The sequence below is a fragment of the Pontibacter roseus DSM 17521 genome (genome assembly GCF_000373265.1).
Classification (GTDB): Bacteria; Bacteroidota; Bacteroidia; order Cytophagales; family Hymenobacteraceae; genus Pontibacter; species Pontibacter roseus.
Genome location: NZ_KB890762.1, coordinates 571,338 through 588,324, shown reverse-complemented (window position 1 = coordinate 588,324; position 16,987 = coordinate 571,338). Strand labels below are relative to the sequence as shown.

General features: G+C 52.9%; 13 protein-coding genes. 10 read left to right on the top strand and 3 right to left on the bottom strand.

Annotated elements, in window-relative coordinates:
* A complete protein-coding gene (locus B051_RS0109140; protein ID WP_018477895.1) occupies nt 1-840 on the bottom strand; it encodes a DNA/RNA non-specific endonuclease in 840 nt (279 codons plus the stop codon).
* Nucleotides 841-980: 140 nt separating this feature from the next.
* Nucleotides 981-2,435, bottom strand: a complete 1,455-nt coding sequence (locus B051_RS0109135; protein ID WP_018477894.1) for a phytoene desaturase family protein — start codon at nt 2,433-2,435, stop codon at nt 981-983.
* Between the two features lie 107 nt (nt 2,436-2,542).
* Between B051_RS0109135 and B051_RS0109130 the strand changes: the two genes are divergently transcribed.
* The 4 genes from B051_RS0109130 (at nt 2,543) to B051_RS0109115 (ending at nt 5,550) form a co-directional block, all read left to right on the top strand.
* Nucleotides 2,543-2,818, top strand: coding sequence for a hypothetical protein (locus B051_RS0109130; RefSeq protein WP_018477893.1), 276 nt, complete (start codon nt 2,543-2,545; stop codon nt 2,816-2,818).
* A gap of 36 nt (nt 2,819-2,854) precedes the next feature.
* On the top strand, nt 2,855-3,682 hold the full coding sequence (locus tag B051_RS0109125) for an SDR family oxidoreductase (protein WP_018477892.1): 828 nt from the start codon (nt 2,855-2,857) through the stop codon (nt 3,680-3,682).
* A gap of 92 nt (nt 3,683-3,774) precedes the next feature.
* Nucleotides 3,775-5,013, top strand: coding sequence for a BaiN/RdsA family NAD(P)/FAD-dependent oxidoreductase (locus B051_RS0109120; RefSeq protein ID WP_018477891.1), 1,239 nt, complete (start codon nt 3,775-3,777; stop codon nt 5,011-5,013).
* Between the two features lie 81 nt (nt 5,014-5,094).
* The gene (locus tag B051_RS0109115) at nt 5,095-5,550 is read left to right on the top strand and encodes a ferritin-like domain-containing protein (RefSeq protein WP_018477890.1); all 456 of its coding nucleotides are present in this window, start codon (nt 5,095-5,097) and stop codon (nt 5,548-5,550) included.
* Nucleotides 5,551-5,881: 331 nt separating this feature from the next.
* On the opposite strand, the gene B051_RS0109110 is transcribed toward B051_RS0109115, so the two are convergent.
* The gene (locus B051_RS0109110) at nt 5,882-7,723 is read right to left on the bottom strand and encodes a DEAD/DEAH box helicase (protein ID WP_018477889.1); all 1,842 of its coding nucleotides are present in this window, start codon (nt 7,721-7,723) and stop codon (nt 5,882-5,884) included.
* A gap of 667 nt (nt 7,724-8,390) precedes the next feature.
* Here B051_RS0109110 and B051_RS0109105 point away from each other — a divergent pair.
* The 6 genes from B051_RS0109105 to B051_RS0109080 all read left to right on the top strand — a co-directional run bounded on the left by B051_RS0109105 (nt 8,391) and on the right by B051_RS0109080 (nt 16,980).
* Complete coding sequence (locus B051_RS0109105) at nt 8,391-8,930, top strand: hypothetical protein (protein WP_018477888.1); 540 nt, start codon at nt 8,391-8,393, stop codon at nt 8,928-8,930.
* 179 nt (nt 8,931-9,109) lie between these two features.
* A complete protein-coding gene (locus tag B051_RS0109100) occupies nt 9,110-12,508 on the top strand; it encodes a UvrD-helicase domain-containing protein (protein ID WP_018477887.1) in 3,399 nt (1,132 codons plus the stop codon).
* A 104-nt stretch (nt 12,509-12,612) separates the two neighbouring features.
* The gene (locus tag B051_RS0109095; RefSeq protein WP_018477886.1) at nt 12,613-13,167 is read left to right on the top strand and encodes a DUF5655 domain-containing protein; all 555 of its coding nucleotides are present in this window, start codon (nt 12,613-12,615) and stop codon (nt 13,165-13,167) included.
* Between the two features lie 101 nt (nt 13,168-13,268).
* Nucleotides 13,269-13,700, top strand: a complete 432-nt coding sequence (locus B051_RS0109090) for a VOC family protein (RefSeq protein WP_033316768.1) — start codon at nt 13,269-13,271, stop codon at nt 13,698-13,700.
* Between the two features lie 41 nt (nt 13,701-13,741).
* A complete protein-coding gene (locus B051_RS0109085) occupies nt 13,742-14,032 on the top strand; it encodes a hypothetical protein (protein WP_018477884.1) in 291 nt (96 codons plus the stop codon).
* Between the two features lie 47 nt (nt 14,033-14,079).
* Nucleotides 14,080-16,980 carry a PD-(D/E)XK nuclease family protein gene (locus tag B051_RS0109080; protein WP_018477883.1) on the top strand — a complete coding sequence of 967 codons (2,901 nt, stop codon included), beginning with the start codon at nt 14,080-14,082 and terminating at the stop codon, nt 16,978-16,980.
* Nucleotides 16,981-16,987: the final 7 nt, after the last annotated feature.

Below are 16,987 nucleotides of genomic sequence, written 5' to 3'. Positions count from 1 at the left end.
TCAGGAAGTCGGGCCTTTGTCTACCTGCGCCTCCAGCACATCTTGTATGGCAGCAGGCACGCTGGAAAGGATGTCGTGGCCGGTTTTCTTCTCGATGGCATCTACGGTGGTGCGGTAGCCGCCCCAGTCGGGGTTGACGGTTACTGAATTGGGGGTATCTACGGCAATTATGCGGGTGTTTGTCGTAATACGGCCTACATCATCATGTCCCTGCGGCAGTACTACAATTACTTTCCAGATGCGATTGGGCACTGTCACTTTACCGTCCGCCAAGGTTTCTTTGAAGCCATTGCTCCCGGTGCCTCCTTTGCCGTAGCTCCCCATGATGATGTACAGCTCATTTCCCTGGTCCACCAGTTTGCGGCTATAGTTTTCCAGATTGGCCCAGGTTTCCTGGTTGTTGTCAGGCGCCTGCGGAATCATGTTCGTCATCAGGAACGTGGCAGAGTTGTCGTCCTCTGTGCGGGTACGGTCGGCTGAGGGGCAGTTGTGCCCTCGGTCAAACCCGCTGTTGGTATAGTCGCTGGGGATGACCCGCTGAAAGCTGGCGGGCAAGGTATTGTCGCCACGGAAGTCATCCTGACGGGAAGCATTGCCCATCCAGTCTGGACTCAGGTGCCAGCTTACCCAGTTAGGCGTACCCCGGTAGTTGCTGTAGGACAAGGCATACTGTGGCTTCTCTATCAGGAAGTTATCGAAACCGGTTCCGGCATTGCTTGGGTTGCCCATGGCCAGGTTGTTGTCCTGGCTGCTGGCTGGCTTTACCTCCTCGTCGGAGCAGGAAACAAGGGCCAGGCAGAGAAGGGAAAGTGAAGCCCACTTGCGTAATTGATTCAGCATAAGGTATGGCAGCCGATGCTGCCAGGTGTATTAGACGAAAATGATAGTAGAGTTTATCGCTCTCTAAAGCATAGCGAGCCAGTCCTTGAACCTTTAACTCACCGGCAGCAGGTATAGTATGCAGGTATGGCAGGAAAATATCAAAGATGGTCCTGCTGGAGCTTGTGCGCCGCGATGATGCCGCTTAGACAGGTGCCTACGATTCCCTGCCCCGGGTACACGGTGTCACCGCAAATATACGCCCCTTTGTGGTCAAGTCGTGCATCTTTCATCTGCCAGGGCTTCACATGGCTGTACTGCGGGTAGCCTCCCACCATACCGAATGCCCGTTGTGTCCAGAAAATCCAGGCGCCGGGCGTGGCCGAGTCGCGGTATACGATGTCCTGTCGCCGTAGAATCCCGCGCTGCTCCAGCACCTGCAGGATGGCCTCCTCCAATGGTTTTTTGTCGGAAATGTAGGTCTGTACCGGGTCCGGCACGTGTGTGCTGATGGCGACTACGGTCTCGCCGGCTGGAGCACGCTGCGTGTCTTCGGGGTGGCTGAAACTGACGAAGAAGCTTTTACTCCCGGTATAAGGCAAGCCCTCTGGCACATGCACCTGCTGGTGCAGCACCTGCCGCGGCTCCTGACTGCGGATGACGAGACCCATCGTGAAGGCGCCGTTCAGCATCTCGGAGGGTAAGGTATACCTGCTTAGGCGTTTCCGCAGTCGCTCATCCTGGAACAGACCCAAGGTATCGTTCAGAGGTATGCCACTGATGACGAAGCGGCTCCGAAAGATATCACCCATAGTACGCACCTCATACCCCTCCTTCAACGGAACGACCTCCTGCACTGCTTGTCTGTAGCGTATGATGGAGCCTTTCTCCAATAAGTACAGTTCCAGCGGCCGCACCAAGTTAATCAGGCCTCCATCCACGTAGTAGTTGCCATACAAGGTATAGCAGAGAGCGGTGGCGCCAAACAGCTCGTTTACTTCCCCAAGGTGGTTTTGGGCAGTAATCAGCAGCTGTTCGTTCACAAAATCCACGAATAGCTTGTTCTCCAGCAGCCCATACGCCTTCAGCACATCCTCCATGGTGCGGAAGGCAGCCGTAATCAGCCGCAACTGGTGCGGGCGGGCGCTACGGGCGGCGTGAAGCATATCCTTGATATTCGAAAAAGGGAAACTCAGCTGCCCCAGCGATGTGCGCCATACCTCCTGGCTGATGCGGTAGCAATGTTCCCAAAAAGGCCTTTGCTGGTACTCGCCAAACACTCGCTCCGCCTCCTCTATCCACTCCTCTAGGTTGTTGTGCCGGGTGAGTACCTGTCCATCCGGCAGGTATACCTGCATGGGTACCTCCAGCTTCCGGAGTGGCACTTCTATACCTGTTTTGTCCAGCAGGTAGCGCAGGGGCATGTGCTCGTCCAAGCCTACCAGGGTGGTGGCCCCGGTTTCAAACCAGTAGCCTTTGCGCTTGAAGGACGAGGAGCAGCCACCTGGATACTTGGCCTGTTCCAGCACGCATACCTGAAGCCCGCGGTTAGCAAGCAAAGCAGCAGCCGTGAGTGACCCAAAGCCGGAGCCAATTACTATGACATCATACTTCATTTATGCGTTACTTTGTCCTGTTGCCCATGTACATCTGCCAGGGTTAACACAAAGCCCAACGAAATGTTAGGCGATAAGTACAGGATACTATACATACGACGCACACCATGCCGAACACCCGCATCGACCAGATTTTACTGCTGTTGCCTGCCCTCAGTTCCTGGCTCATCGCCCGTGTGCTGACCAATGACCTCATGCTCATGGTGCTGATTACGGCTGTTCTGGCCCTGGCAGGTATAGCGGTTGGGTACCTGCTGGTGCAGAGGCTGCAAGGCAAGCAGTTTCACGTCAAAGTGGCTGCCGCTGTCGTGGTGTTTGTGCTAGTATTCCTGTTGCCCGTGCTTGTGGATACGGCACTGGATTTCTACTGGAACTACCGCTAACCCGAAGTACAAGAACTATCTTTATACCGACATACTATGAAAGAGAAAGCGGATATCAGCATCATGGGGTGTGGTTGGTTGGGCATGCCCTTGGCGGAACGCTTCGTGCACCAGGGCTTTAGGGTCAACGGTTCGACCACCTCCACCGAAAAGCTGGGGATATTAGAAGCGAAAGGTATAGCACCGTTCCTGATTAACCTGGATGGACAACAGCTGGAGGAGCAGCACCTACAGGATTTCCTGAATACAGATTTGTTGGTGCTCAACATCCCACCCAAACTCCGCTCCGACGGTGGCGAAAGCTACCTGCGCCAGATGCACCTGCTCCTGGCAACCCTACGCCAGTCTCCTGTCAGCCGGCTGCTGTTTGTCTCCTCCACCTCCGTCTATCCAGACCTGAACCGGGTTGTGACGGAAGAGGATGTTGCTTATACTGACGTACAAAATCCTGAAAACACCCTGCTGCAGGTCGAGAAACTTTTCCAGGACAAGGAGGATTGGGTGACTACCATCGTCCGTTTTGGCGGACTAGTAGGCGGCAGCCGGCAGCCGGGAAGGTTCATGGCGGGCAAACACAACCTGCCCAATGGCGATGCTCCTGTCAACCTGATTCACCTGGAAGACTGCCTGGGAGTGCTGCAACGCATTGTGGAACTGCAGAAGTGGGGGCAGGTATATAACGCCTGTGCCGACGAGCACCCTCACCGAAGAAAGTTTTACCAAGCGGCGGCGGCAGCCATCGGGTTGGTCCCCCCTACCTTTAAGGACATGGAGGAAACCAAGTTCAAGCTCATCAGCAGCCAGAAACTGAAAGAACAGCTCTCCTACGTTTTCCAGCACCCTGACCCTATGGCTTTCTTTTAGTAACTTTGTGGGCATTTGTTGTTTGCTGATGGTTAATGGTTGTGTTCTCATCAAGCAAATGACAGTAGTAAATCAAACTTACAATCCTCTGCATGCAAGTAGTAATAATAGGCGGCGGCGCTGCTGGTTTTTTCGGGGCGATTGCCTGCGCGGAGGCGAAGCCGCAGCTGCAGGTGACCCTGCTTGAAAAGACAAACAAGCTGCTGTCGAAAGTGCGGGTTTCTGGGGGCGGCCGTTGCAATGTCACGCACTCCTGCTTCGTGCCCTCCATTTTCTCCCAGCACTACCCTAGGGGAGCCAAATTGCTGAAGGACGCTTTCAAGACATTCGGGGCGGCTGAGACGGTTGCATGGTTTGAGAAGCGCGGAGTGAAACTGAAGGCTGAACCGGACGGACGAATGTTCCCGGTCACCGACTCCTCCGAGACCATCATCGATTGCCTGCTGCAGGCAGCCCGAAAAGCGGGCGTACAAATCAAGACAGGTATGGGCGTGGAGCGTATCGAGCCACAAACGGGCGCGAACGGCAATCCCTTCTTCTTACTTCACCTGAGCAATGGAAGCACTTTGTTAGCAGACAGGCTGCTGGTGAGCACCGGGGGCAATCCTAAATTGCAGGGGTATGACTGGCTGCGTGAGTTAGGTCATGCTGTGCAGGAACCGGTGCCCTCCCTGTTCACGTTCAATGTGCCTGCCTCCCCGCTCAAAGAGTTGCAAGGTATAGCCGTTCCGCACGCACGGGTGCGTATAGCTGGTCAGAAACTCGAGTATGAAGGGCCTTTGCTCATCACGCACTGGGGCTACAGCGGTCCGGCTGTGCTGAAGCTATCGGCCTGGGGAGCGCGCGTGTTCCATGAGCAGAACTACCATTTCACCGCCCTCATCAACTGGATTCCGGAGCGCAGCGAGGAAAGCCTGCGGGAGCAGCTGCAGAGCTACCGCAAAGCACATCCCAAGAAACTGGTTTCTTCTAACCCCTTGTTCGGTTTGCCGCAGCGCCTCTGGAAGGCACTGGCAGGTATGGCAGAAATCCCGGATGATACAAAGTGGGCCGAGCTGCCCGCCAGGAACACGAACAAACTGGTGGAGTCCCTGCTGCGGACTTCGGTGGAAGTGAAAGGCAAAACCACATTCAAAGAGGAGTTCGTGACCTGCGGCGGCATCGACCTGAGCCAAGTGAACAAGAGGTCGATGGAGAGCCAACGGTTGCCTGGGTTATACTTCGCCGGTGAGGTGCTGGATGTGGATGGCATCACCGGAGGATTCAACTTTCAGGCCGCCTGGACAACTGGTTTCCTGGCCGGCAAAGCCATAGCGGCTTCCATATTGTAGCATAGCCATATATCCATAGTTGGTAACAAAAAGTACTTTACAACAGTACATCAGCATACCAAACATTAAAAAAATATAACTATGGAAATTAATAAAGAAGTCTATTCAACTGTGCACCACCTCATCGAAAGATGCAAGGACGGTGTGAAGGGCTATAAGACGGCGGCCGAAGATGTAGAGGACCAGGACCTGAAAGAGCTCTTCAGAAAGTACGCTGTGCAGCGCGACAGTATGATTACGGAGCTGCAGGACCAACTGCACAAGATGGGCAAGACCGACGATGAGTCCAGCTCTATTGAAGGCACCATCCACCGCGCCTGGATTGACATCAAATCTGCCCTGTCATCAAAAGATAGAAAACGCATACTGGAAGAGTGTGAGCGTGGCGAGGATTATGCGGTGAAGGCCTATGAGGAGGCCATGCAGAAGAACCTGCCAGGTGAACTGAAACCGATTGTGGAACAACAGTACCGGGATGTCAAAAATGCACATGACCACATCCGCACCCTACGTGACAACGCAAGGGAAAACGCATAATACTATTAGCAGATTCAAATAACAGGAAGGAGCTTCGGCTCCTTTTTTTGTGGCTATACCTGACGGTGAGCCTATAATAGCGATAAGCCTGACATCCGTCTGATGTCAGGCTTATCATTTCTAACTGCGTAAACAGTAGAATAATCTTCCAACCTTTTTATGATACCTTCTTTAACGCGGCCAGGTATGGGCAGGTTGCGCGGATTATGAAAATTTCTAAAAACAAAAAGGTCGACGTTTCAAGTCGACCTTTTCTAACAATTCTAAAGCTTTTTACACTTTAATACTGTATGCCTATTTATACGACCTGCCAAGCGACAGGTTGTATAACCTAGAATCTTTTTTTGCGGAAACCACCACGGTCTCCACCGCTGCTGCGACGATCGCCTCCTCTGAAGGAGTCACGGTCGCCACGGCCACCGAAACGGCTTCCGCCACCACCGTAGCCACCATCACGGCGTCCGCCACGGTCACCACCTTCGCGGTCACCGCCACCGAAGCGTCTGCCTCCACGGTCACCACCTCTGTCACCGCCACGGTCGCGATCACCGAAGCCGAAGTCTTCTCGGCCACCGGCAGCACCGCCTTCTTTCTTCTGCGATTTCTCCACAATCACCATGCGGCCCTCCACTTCAATGCGACCTACTTTCTGTAGGATGTCAGCTGTGTATTCGGTTGGCACCTCCACAAAGCTGAACTTGTCATACAAATCGATGTCGCCTACTTTGGAAGCAGGGATGTCAGCGTTCTGGCTCAACAGGTCAATCAGGTCTTTCGGATGTACGCGGTCTTTCTTGCCAATGGTGATAAACAGACGGTCATAACCGTCTTTGGTCGCACCCATCGTTTTCTCCGCTTCTTTTCCGGCTTCTTTGGTCTTGGCTTCCTTCAGGCTCATCTTCAGCAAGGCGGCAGCTACTTCAAGCGAGGTATACTCCTCGTTCACGAGCTTCTCTATGCTGTTGATGTGCTTGTTCAGGTTGCCTTTCTCCAACACCTCGCGCACCTTGTCCAGGAACAGGTTGGTACGGATTTCATTCACGTCTTCGTAGGTAGGCACCTGCTGCAGCTGGATGTTGGCCTTGGTATAGCGCATGATGTCCTTCAGCTTGTACATGTCGGAGCGACCAGACACGAAAGAGAAGGCACGGCCCGACTTACCGGCACGACCCGTACGGCCAATGCGGTGTACATAAGACTCTTCGTCCTGCGGCAGGTCGTAGTTGAACACGGCTTCCACGTTCTCCACGTCCAGGCCACGGGCGGCCACGTCTGTAGCTACCAGTATCTCCAGCATGCCGTTACGGAACTTGCCCATCACGTTGGTACGCTGGTTCTGGTTCAGGTCACCGTGCAGGCCATCAGCGAAATAGCCGCGTGCCTGCAGGTTGGTCACCAGTTCGTCCACCATACGCTTGGTATTGCAGAAGATGATAACCGATTTCATGTTGTGCATGTCCAGGATGCGGGAAAGCACTTCCTGCTTCATGCTGTTGCGCACTTCGAAGTATACCTGATCGATGTTGGTCACCGTCAGCTCCTTGTGCACCACTTTCACAATCACCGGGTCGTTCTGGTAACGCTTGGTCAGCTCCATAATCGGCTTGGACATGGTGGCCGAGAAGAAAATGGTCTGGCGCTCCTCGGGCATCTTGCTCAGCACGAACTCGATGTCCTCACGGAAGCCCATGTCAAGCATTTCGTCCGCTTCGTCCAGGATGATTTTCTTGATTTTATCAAGCTTAAGCGTACCGCGCTCAATGTGGTCCATCACACGGCCTGGCGTACCAATCACAATCTGTACACCCTGCTTGAGGGCACGCAGCTGGCGGTCATAAGCCTGTCCACCATAGATAGGCACAATGCTGATGCCTGGCTTGTATTTGATTAATTTCTGTATTTCACCGGCTACTTGTATAGCCAGTTCACGGGTTGGGCACAGGATGAGCGCCTGCACACTGCGGTCGCTCTCGTCTATGCTCTCAATAGTTGGAATACCAAAGGCAGCAGTCTTTCCAGTACCTGTCTGTGCTTGGCCGATGATGTCGCGACCTTCTAAAACAACCGGGATGGCTTCTGTTTGGATGGGGGAGGCTTCTTCGAAGCCCATGTCAGCGATAGCACGCTGTACTTCCGGCGAAAGCGGAAGCTCGTCAAATCTGATTTTGTTCATTCTGTTTTTTTATTCTTTAATACTTCACGTCTGGAGGCAGCCTGTCCTTAAGCCTTTCTTTTACGAAAGAAAAGAGCGAGCGAAACTAAAATCAACCAGGTTATGCCAAAAAACGGAGTATCCTTTACAAAAATCAGACTGATTCCAAATCGGGTGCAAAGATACGCATAATAATCGACATACCTTATTTTATTCTTCTATTCGTTTTGAAGGGCCTCATATTTCTAGTCAAATTAAATTTAGATTAAAATTTGTGCTAAAAATATTCACTTATGTTAGATTAATTTGAAATAAAAATTTTATTTTGTTTCTTATATTCCAATTTAATATAAAAATAAGGAACATCGGTTTTGCACACCCGTAAAAAGGGTTAGTTCACTATCAAAATAGGTTCTTTCGCTTATTTTATAATTAATCGTTGGTATATCCTATTTAAAGGTCGTAAACTTGTACAGACGCCTGCCACACAAAGCATCGTTTGGATTACTTTCCACTAATAGAGACTTTTTGGTACAGAGACAAGTTGGGTTTCTGGTGATGGAATTGCCGCCTGCTACAATTGCACCTATTTAGCGATGAAAACTTAGCTTATGTAAAACCAAGCCTGCCTGCGGGGTTTTACAGGTAGATTTTAAAAGAACTTTAACCCTTTAACTCCTTTCCTACTATGTTACACTTCTCCAAAATCTCAACCAAGAACAAGGACCTCAACTTGATAGCCTCAGGAGCTCTGGCTTTCAAAATCCACAACAAGATTCTGAAGGACGAGACCTTCATCAAAGGCACCAAGGTGACGCGCGCCCTGCTGCAGACCAATGCGGTACTGAAGTCTGAGAACACAGACCAGAAGAAAGTCTTCTTCGTCATCATATCTGATTTAGATAAGATGAACGCTGAGTCGCTGTGCAACATGATTGCCAAGGAACGAGCCAAGGGAAGCTACGCGGTGTGCCAGGTGATTCCGATGTACTACAATGAGCCATCGTTTAAGGCCCTGAAGATGCTGCGCCAGAATTTTGATGAGGTGATTGAGTTGAACAAACTGACGTTGGGAGGCGGAAAGGCGCTGATGAGCACGGAGCAGCAGCACTGCATCATCACGGAGTATTCTATCTCTATGGCCCGCATCATGCGCAACGTATGCGTGAGCGACCATGTGGCCAAAGAGAAAGAAGTTAAAAAAGGAGAAATAGTTTACGTGGCATAGCCATTTCAGACAACATAGAAAGGCAGAAAGCCCCTCCAGACCAGTTCCGGAGGGGCTTCTTCTATTCTATACCTGCAGCATCAGCGGTCTTGTGCTGAGCGCTTTTTTTGCTCTCCCGGTTTGGTATTACACATCTCGCCGCTGTATCTTTAGAATCCGGTTAACACAGGATTACCTCTATGCCATCTCTCTTCAAGATATACTCCTCCTCTGCCGGTTCGGGCAAAACGTATCAGCTGACAAAGGAATACCTGAAGCTTGCCCTGCATACGCCCAATCCGGACTATTACCGTTCCATTTTGGCCATCACGTTCACCAACGATGCCGCCGCCGAAATGAAGGACCGCATCCTGGGAGCCTTGCGTGGCTTCAACGACCCTGGCCTGTCAGTCAAGGACAAGGCTAAGAGCGAAGCGCTGCTGCAGGAAATAACTGAAGAGCTACAACAAGACTATCCGGAGGAGCACTTCAGTCTGGAGGAGGTGCGACGGCGCGCGCAGGTGCTGTTCACCCAGATTCTCTATAATTACAGCGACTTCTCAGTAAGCACCATCGACAGTTTCGTTAACAAGATTGTGCAGGCCTTCACGCGGGAACTCAACATCCCTTACAACTTCGAGGTGGACCTGGACTCGCAGACGCTGGTGAACACAGCGGTGCAGTTGCTGCTCGACAAAGTGACCAACCGGAAAGACGACCTGCTATCAGAGACGCTGGAGCAGTATGCCTTAGAGAAGGCCCGAGAAGGCCGCAGCTGGAACACCCTCCCCGAAGACCTGGCTGATTTCGCTAAGAACCTGCTCAACGAACAGGTATATGAAGCGGTAACCGACATCCAGAGCCTGACGCTGGAGGATTTCAAATTGATACGCGCCCAGCTGAAAGAGCTGCAGCAAGGTATAGCGGAAGCCTTGCACGAGGATGCAGCCAAGGCCCTGGCCGCCATTGATAAGGCTGGCCTCTCCCCTGCTGATTTCTTCCAAGGGAACCGAGGCCTGTGGGGCTACTTCAATAAGTTTAACAAAGACGCTGACCTGAACTATGGCAACAACTACGCCCGCCAGACCATAGAAGAAGACAAGTGGTATGCCGGCAAGGCGTCCACCCACACCAAAAAACAGATTGATAGCATCAAGCCGCTGCTGGCGGAGCTTTACTACAACATAGAAGGTATAAAAACGCAGTATGCCGGCACCTTCACGCTCATCAACGCCATTGTGCCGCACCTGTACAAGGTGTCGGTGCTGAACGAGCTGGAGAAGTGCCTGCAGGAAATCAAGCTGGACCGGAACACGGTACATATCTCTGAGTTCAACAAGCGCATCATTGACATTGTGCTACAGGAGCCGGTGCCCTTTATATATGAGCGGCTGGGCGAGAAATACAACCACATTTTGATTGATGAGTTTCAGGACACCTCGGTGCTGCAGTGGAACAACCTGTTGCCCCTCGTGGACAATGCCCTTGCCTCCGGCCATTTCAGCATGGTGGTGGGCGACGCCAAACAGGCCATCTACCGCTGGCGCGGCGGCGAGATGGAGCAGATTCTGCACCTCTATAAGCGAAACACGCAGAAGCTATACCTGAACCGCCGGCACGGCCACCTGATACGGGAGCGCTACGAGTCGGTGGACCAGGCCTTGGCCCCGGACGAACTGAGCGTCAACCGTCGCAGCCGTGCCGAAATCATCCAGTTCAACAACGAGCTTTTCACCTATGTGAGCAAGGAGCACGAGGTATACGGCATGTTCGCCTCCATCTACGACGACAAGTTTCAGCAGCAGGTGCCGGATGGCGATAAGAGAGGTGGGCACGTCCAGATTCTGTTCACGCACCCCGATGACACCAATTACAGGTATAACCTGGACAGCTGCACCCGCTCCGAAGAACTCTATGATGGGTATACCCATGAGAAAATACTGAGCTACGAAGAGAGCACGCTGAACATGGTGCTGCAGCTGGTGCAGCAGGGCCTAGCCGACGGCTATACCTTGAGCGACATGGCCATCCTGTGCCGAACCAACGTCAGGAGTAAACAGATAGCTAATTTCCTGAAGGAGAAACGGTACGATATCATTTCGCAGGACTCGCTCTCGCTGCAATTCGCGGAGGTCATCAACCTCGTTATTGCGTTATTCCGGGTCTTCAACCGCCCCAATGACACGTTAGCCAAATCAGAGGCACTCTATTTAGTCTGCGCCGTTGCGCTGGAGACTATACCTGACACAGAGATGACGCAGACCATTGCGCGTATCGCCAAAGAGCCGGAACCGCAGGCGTTCTACGACCAGCTGCGCACTTTCGGCTTTGACGTGAAGGAACGCGAGACGGGCAACCTTTCCATCTACGAGCTGACCGAGCAGCTGATTCGCATCTTCGACCTGCTGGGCCATAACAACGAATGCGAGTACCTGTTCCGCTTCCTGGACCTGGTGCTGGAGTACAGCCTCAAAAACAGCAACAACCTCAATAACTTCCTGGCCTATTGGGATGTGCAGAAGGAGAAGCTGAGCATCAACACACCTAAGGACCGCAACGCCATCACCATCACCAGCATCCACAAATCCAAAGGCCTCGCCTACCCCATCGTCATCATCCCCTTTGCCGACTGGAGCACAGAACCACAGACACGAGCGCTTATGTGGAGTCAGTTGCCGGAAGAGGTGAGCGTAACGGGTAAGCTACGCAGCGTAGCAGTTAACATAAGTTCCAAACTGGAGACGACGGTGCTGGCCAAGCAGTACAGCACCGAGATTGAGAAGACCTTCATTGAGAACCTGAACATGCTCTATGTGGCCCTCACCCGCCCCATCGACAGGCTATACCTGATTGGCAACGGAAAGGACCTGCTGGAGGAGAAGAAAGCGCAGCGGGCGCTGGAGGGAACAGCCAAGAACGTGAGTCACCTGCTCTACCGTTTCCTGGTGCACAAGGACATGTGGCTAGGGGGGCAGCTGTGCTACCAGCTACACAAAGGCAATGCCCAACAGCTACAGCACACGATAATTGACTCGGAGCATACCTACCACCTGGAGCATCTGGTGACCACCGATTGGGCGCAGCGCCTGCAGCTCAAGCAGCACGCCAACAACGTGTTCGACTTCGAGACGCAGGCCCTGCAGCGCGCCCTGAACAAGAAGCTGCACTACGCGCTGGCGCGCGTCATCACTACCCCGCAGCTGGACACCGTGCTGCGTCAGATGGTATACGAAGGCATCATCAGCGAGCGGGAGAAACCCGCCCTGCGCGAGCGGCTGCAAGAGGTATTGCAGCACCCTAAACTGCAGCATTATTTTTCTGATAAGGTGGTAGTGGAGCATGAGAAGGAGCTCCTTGATGCCCGCGCCTACCTTTACAAGCCCGACCGTGTGGTGTTTGATGGCCAGCAAGTCGTGCTGCTGGAGTTCAAGCTGCCGCCGCCCCAGCCGGAGCACCGCAACAAGCTCGACCATTATGCCGTGCGTTTCAAGCAGCTAGGCTACGAGAAGGTAAAATGCATCCTCTATTACTTCGACACCGAGGAAATCCTGGAATGGGGCTACGGCGGGAAGAGCCTGCAAATGGGACTAGTGCTCTGAGCTGGGTTAAGATTAAATAATTATGAATTGCTGATTCTATGAGGAGCTATACCTACAGCATAGATTCCAGGCAATAGTATCAACCAAACATAAACAACAGCTAAATGGACCAGGCAGCGCAGACCATGCTCGACAACCTGCAGAAGAACACAGGTAAATCGCTGGAAGAATGGAAACAGATTGTATCCGACTCCGGGATTCAAAAGCACAACGACATTATCAAGTTCCTGAAGACCGACCATGGCTTCACACATGGCTTTGCCAACATGGTGGCGCTTAAATTCCGTGGCACTGATGCCGGCTCGGCTGAGAGTACGGAGCAGTTGGTGGAGCAGCAGTACGTAGGAAAAGAAACTCTGCTGCCGCTCTATGAAAAACTGGTCACAGAAATCAGGCAATTCGGTGAGGAGGTGGAGTTAGCGCCCAAGAACGCCTACGTCAGCGTTCGTGCCAAAAAGCAGTTCGCACTGCTACAGCCGTCCACCAAAACCAGGCTGGATGTGGGAATCAATCTGAAAGGTATAGAACCGGCAAGGCGACTGGAGAAATCGGGCAGCTTCAATGCCATGTGCTCGCACCGCGTGCGGCTGGAAACTCTAGCCGACGTTGATGCCGAGCTGCTGGGATGGCTGAAGGTAGCTTATGAGCAGGCGAAATAGTCTGCGAGATTTGGCGCAGGTATAGTCACATTTATAGATATACATCAGACAGAAGATAACCTATTCCCTTCCAATTACCAAGGGATTAGGCGGAGGACAATATGGAACAACGAATTACTTTGATTACACTGGGCGTGAAGAATCTGCAGCGCTCCAAAGACTTTTACCAGAACATCCTGGGCTGGCAACCACTGGAGAGCAGCAACGAGAGCATCGTGTTCTTTCAGCTGAACGGTCTACAGCTGGCGCTCTTCCCGCAGGAGTCGCTGGCCGACGATGCGGGTGTGGAGGCTGACGGCAAAGGCTTCCGAGGCTTTTCGTTAGCGTACAACGTCCGCTCCGAAAAGGAAGTGGACGAGCTGGTGGCGTCGCTGGAGGCAAAAGGCGTGCGCGTGCTCAAGCAACCGGAAAAAGTGTTCTGGGGCGGGTACAGCAGCTACGTCGCCGACCCGGACAACAACCTCTGGGAGATAGCCTACAACCCGTTCATGCCGTTGGATGAAAGAGGTAATACAAATTCGGGAACGAATTAACACCTAGAAGAAGTAGATTGCATTTAGTTTTTAGAAACATCATGATGAAATTTTACAAGGTAAGCTGGACTATTGCTTTTGCTATGATAATCCTGCACCTCCTTCTAGATTACACCTTTTTTACTAAATCAGCCGAATCCATCATCCTTTTTGTAGACGGTTTTGTACAGGTGTTTATGACTGCACTTGTAGCATGCTTAATTGCTTCTTTTGTTGCGGCTGTACCATTTAGAAATCTGAAGTATAGCTCTAAATTTTTGTTTGTTATGCCTTATGCCGTGATTCTTTTAGCAGGTATAAATCTTTTGTTCCTATCAAGGCATATTATCTAGATTCTACTTAATCACTCAGACACTCTTTCACCTATTCAAAAATACCCGTGCAGACTTTCCTGGAGCTAACTGCGAAATACGTTTACGAGAAGTACAAGGAGAACATCAGCGACCTGTGCATCATCCTGCCATCGCGCCGTGCGAGTTTCTTCTTCAAGAACGCGCTGGCGCAGGCGGCGTCGGAACCCATCTGGTCGCCGGAGGTGTCAGGTATGGAGGACTTCATCACACGTCTGGCCAAAACCGATGTGCTGGAACCCATCAACCTGCAGTTGGAGCTCTATGACCTGATGCGGGAGCAGGACCCTACCCTGGACTTCGATCAGTTTGTGACCTGGGGCGGCACCCTGCTCGACGATTTCAGCCGCATCGACCAGAACCTGGTGGACACGGGCAAGCTGTTTGAATACCTCACGGAGGCAAAGGCCCTGGAGCGCTGGGACCCAAAGTACCTGGGCAAGGAGCTCTCCCCGACCATGAAGAAGTATTTCAGCCTTTGGGACAACGTCGAGAAAACCTACCACAACCTCCGCAAGCGCCTGCTGGAGAACAAGCAGGCCTATACCGGTATGGCTTTCCGTAAGGTGGCTGATACCATTGAAGGTATAGCCAGAGACCCGGGTTGCGCCCAGTACATCTTCATCGGGCTGAACGCCCTCACCAGCTCTGAGGAGAAAATCATCCGGACGCTGCTACGCCACGACAAGGCCGAGGTGTTGTTCGACTCCGATGATTTCTACATGGAGGAAGGCATACCCAACCGGGCGGGCAGCTTCCTGCGCCAGTACAAGAGCACCTGGAAACTGCCGGAATGGCGCTGGCAACAGAACATGCTGCTGACCGATGAGAAGGAGATAAACGTAATTGGCGTGGCCAACGCGAGCATGCAGGGCAAGCTAGCGGGGCAGCTGCTGCAGGAGATTCGGCAGCAGGACAAACAAGCGCAGGTGGCCATCATCCTGCCCGACGAGACCCTGCTCCTGCCGGTGCTGCACTCCATACCCGACGAGGTGCCGAACTACAACGTGACCATGGGCCTGAGCTTCAAGGGCACGCCTCTCTACAACCTGATTGACCTGCTGTTCGATGTGCACCTGACCGGCGTAACGCAGCTGCAGGAGTCGGGCTACAAGGTATACCAGTACCACCACCTCTCGGTGACAAAACTGCTCACCCACCCCTTCATTCGCAGGTATGAGTTATACCTAAACGAACAACCGGAGCAGGCCAAATACCACGGCTTCATCCAGAAAGTGCTTGGACAGATTTTGCAGGACAACCGCGTGCTCATCACGGCTAACGAACTGCTGCGCCTGGGTGAGCACCAGCCGCTTTTCGAGACGCTCTTCAAGTCCTGGCGCGACTGTGACGACATCATCGCGTCGCTGTACAAGCTGATTGACATGCTCCGCGAGGTATACAGCCACCAGCCTAACACCATTGAGACGGAGTACCTGTACATTTTCTATACCATCGTCAAGCGACTCGATACCATTTTTGACTGTCGCGAGCAAAAGATTTCGGTGCGCAGCTTTCGTAAGTTCCTCAACGAACTCATCGCTTCCCAGCGCCTGCCCTTCAGCGGCGAGCCGATTTCGGACGTGCAGATTATGGGTATGCTCGAGACGCGCGCGCTGGATTTCGAGAACCTCATCATCCTGTCGGTGAACGAGAACACACTGCCGGCACCCAAGCGCCACGAGTCGCTGATGCCCTACGATGTGCTGAAGCAGTTCGGACTGCCGACCTACGCCGAGACGGAAGGCGCGATGGCCTATAATTTCTACCGCCTGCTGCAGCGCGCCAAGCGCGTGAACCTGCTCTATGTGCTCCCTTCCGACACCTATGGCTCCGGGGAGAAAAGCCGCTTCATCCTACAACTGCAGAACGACCTGGCCCTACGCAATCCGGGCATTAGGTTCCGGGACCTGACAGCCGCCGTGGAGCAGAAGCAGACCAAGGAGTATGACGAGGACATCGTGATACAGAAGGACGCCCAGACGTTGGAGCAGCTCAAGCAGGAACTGCGGCGCGGCCTGTACCCCTCGCACCTCAACATGTACATCAATTGCTCGCTGCAGTACTATTTCAGCCGCATCGCTAAAATCAGGGAGATGGATGAGGTGGAAGAGCAGCTCGGCGCCGACCAATTCGGTACCATCGTGCACCAGGTGCTGGAGGATTTCTTCCGGCCGTTTGAACAGAACGGCGAGCCCATTGAAAGGATGCATGTCGAGCAGATGCTGGCACAGCTCCCGAACCAGGTGGAACTGGAGTTCCGGAAAGTGACACGTGGCGCCAGCCCGGAGCGCGGCATGAACTTTCTACTCTACAAGGTGGCCGTGCAGGTGCTGGAGAAATACTTGGATAGTTTATTAAGCTCCCCTGACGAACTGCCACTCTATGTGCTGCGCCTGGAAGAGCAGCTGGAAACGGTGCTGGAGGTGCAGGTGGGCGACGAACTTATACCTGTGAAAGTGGCCGGCAAGGCCGACCGCATCGACTTGAAAGGTCATGAGTTGCGCGTCATCGATTATAAGACTGGGAAGGTTGAAAGGAACCAGGTGACGGTAAAGCCGGACGAGGTGGAACTGCACTTCACCACAGACCCCAAGTATGACAAGGCACGACAGCTGTGGCTATACGAGTACATCCTGCACCGCAACCTGCAGCAGCAACCGGAGACCATCCTGCGCAACGGGCGACATGTTCAATTGCAAAGCATCGTGCCTAAGTCAGGAATTCTATCGTTTCGCAACCTGGACGCTGGCGTGCTCTCCTCAGATTTTCCTTTCAAAGAAGCGACAGGCAAGGATTTCGTGGCGGCTTCCGAAGAGATTCTCTCCGCCTTCGTGAACCGGCTGCTAGACCCGGAGGAGCCGATACGCAAAACCAAGGATTTGGAGATATGCCAGTATTGCCCGTATAGAGGAATCTGCGCGAGGTAGCGCTGAT

Excerpts from the sequence above, each read along its gene's own strand:
- B051_RS0109140 (WP_018477895.1), bottom strand. The coding sequence starts at position 840 with ATGCTGAATCAATTACGCAAGTGGGCTTCACTTTCCCTTCTCTGCCTG.
- B051_RS0109135 (WP_018477894.1), bottom strand. The coding sequence starts at position 2,435 with ATGAAGTATGATGTCATAGTAATTGGCTCCGGCTTTGGGTCACTCACG.
- B051_RS0109130 (WP_018477893.1), top strand. The coding sequence starts at position 2,543 with ATGCCGAACACCCGCATCGACCAGATTTTACTGCTGTTGCCTGCCCTC.
- B051_RS0109125 (WP_018477892.1), top strand. The coding sequence starts at position 2,855 with ATGAAAGAGAAAGCGGATATCAGCATCATGGGGTGTGGTTGGTTGGGC.
- B051_RS0109120 (WP_018477891.1), top strand. The coding sequence starts at position 3,775 with ATGCAAGTAGTAATAATAGGCGGCGGCGCTGCTGGTTTTTTCGGGGCG.
- B051_RS0109115 (WP_018477890.1), top strand. The coding sequence starts at position 5,095 with ATGGAAATTAATAAAGAAGTCTATTCAACTGTGCACCACCTCATCGAA.
- B051_RS0109110 (WP_018477889.1), bottom strand. The coding sequence starts at position 7,723 with ATGAACAAAATCAGATTTGACGAGCTTCCGCTTTCGCCGGAAGTACAG.
- B051_RS0109105 (WP_018477888.1), top strand. The coding sequence starts at position 8,391 with ATGTTACACTTCTCCAAAATCTCAACCAAGAACAAGGACCTCAACTTG.
- B051_RS0109100 (WP_018477887.1), top strand. The coding sequence starts at position 9,110 with ATGCCATCTCTCTTCAAGATATACTCCTCCTCTGCCGGTTCGGGCAAA.
- B051_RS0109095 (WP_018477886.1), top strand. The coding sequence starts at position 12,613 with ATGGACCAGGCAGCGCAGACCATGCTCGACAACCTGCAGAAGAACACA.
- B051_RS0109090 (WP_033316768.1), top strand. The coding sequence starts at position 13,269 with ATGGAACAACGAATTACTTTGATTACACTGGGCGTGAAGAATCTGCAG.
- B051_RS0109085 (WP_018477884.1), top strand. The coding sequence starts at position 13,742 with ATGATGAAATTTTACAAGGTAAGCTGGACTATTGCTTTTGCTATGATA.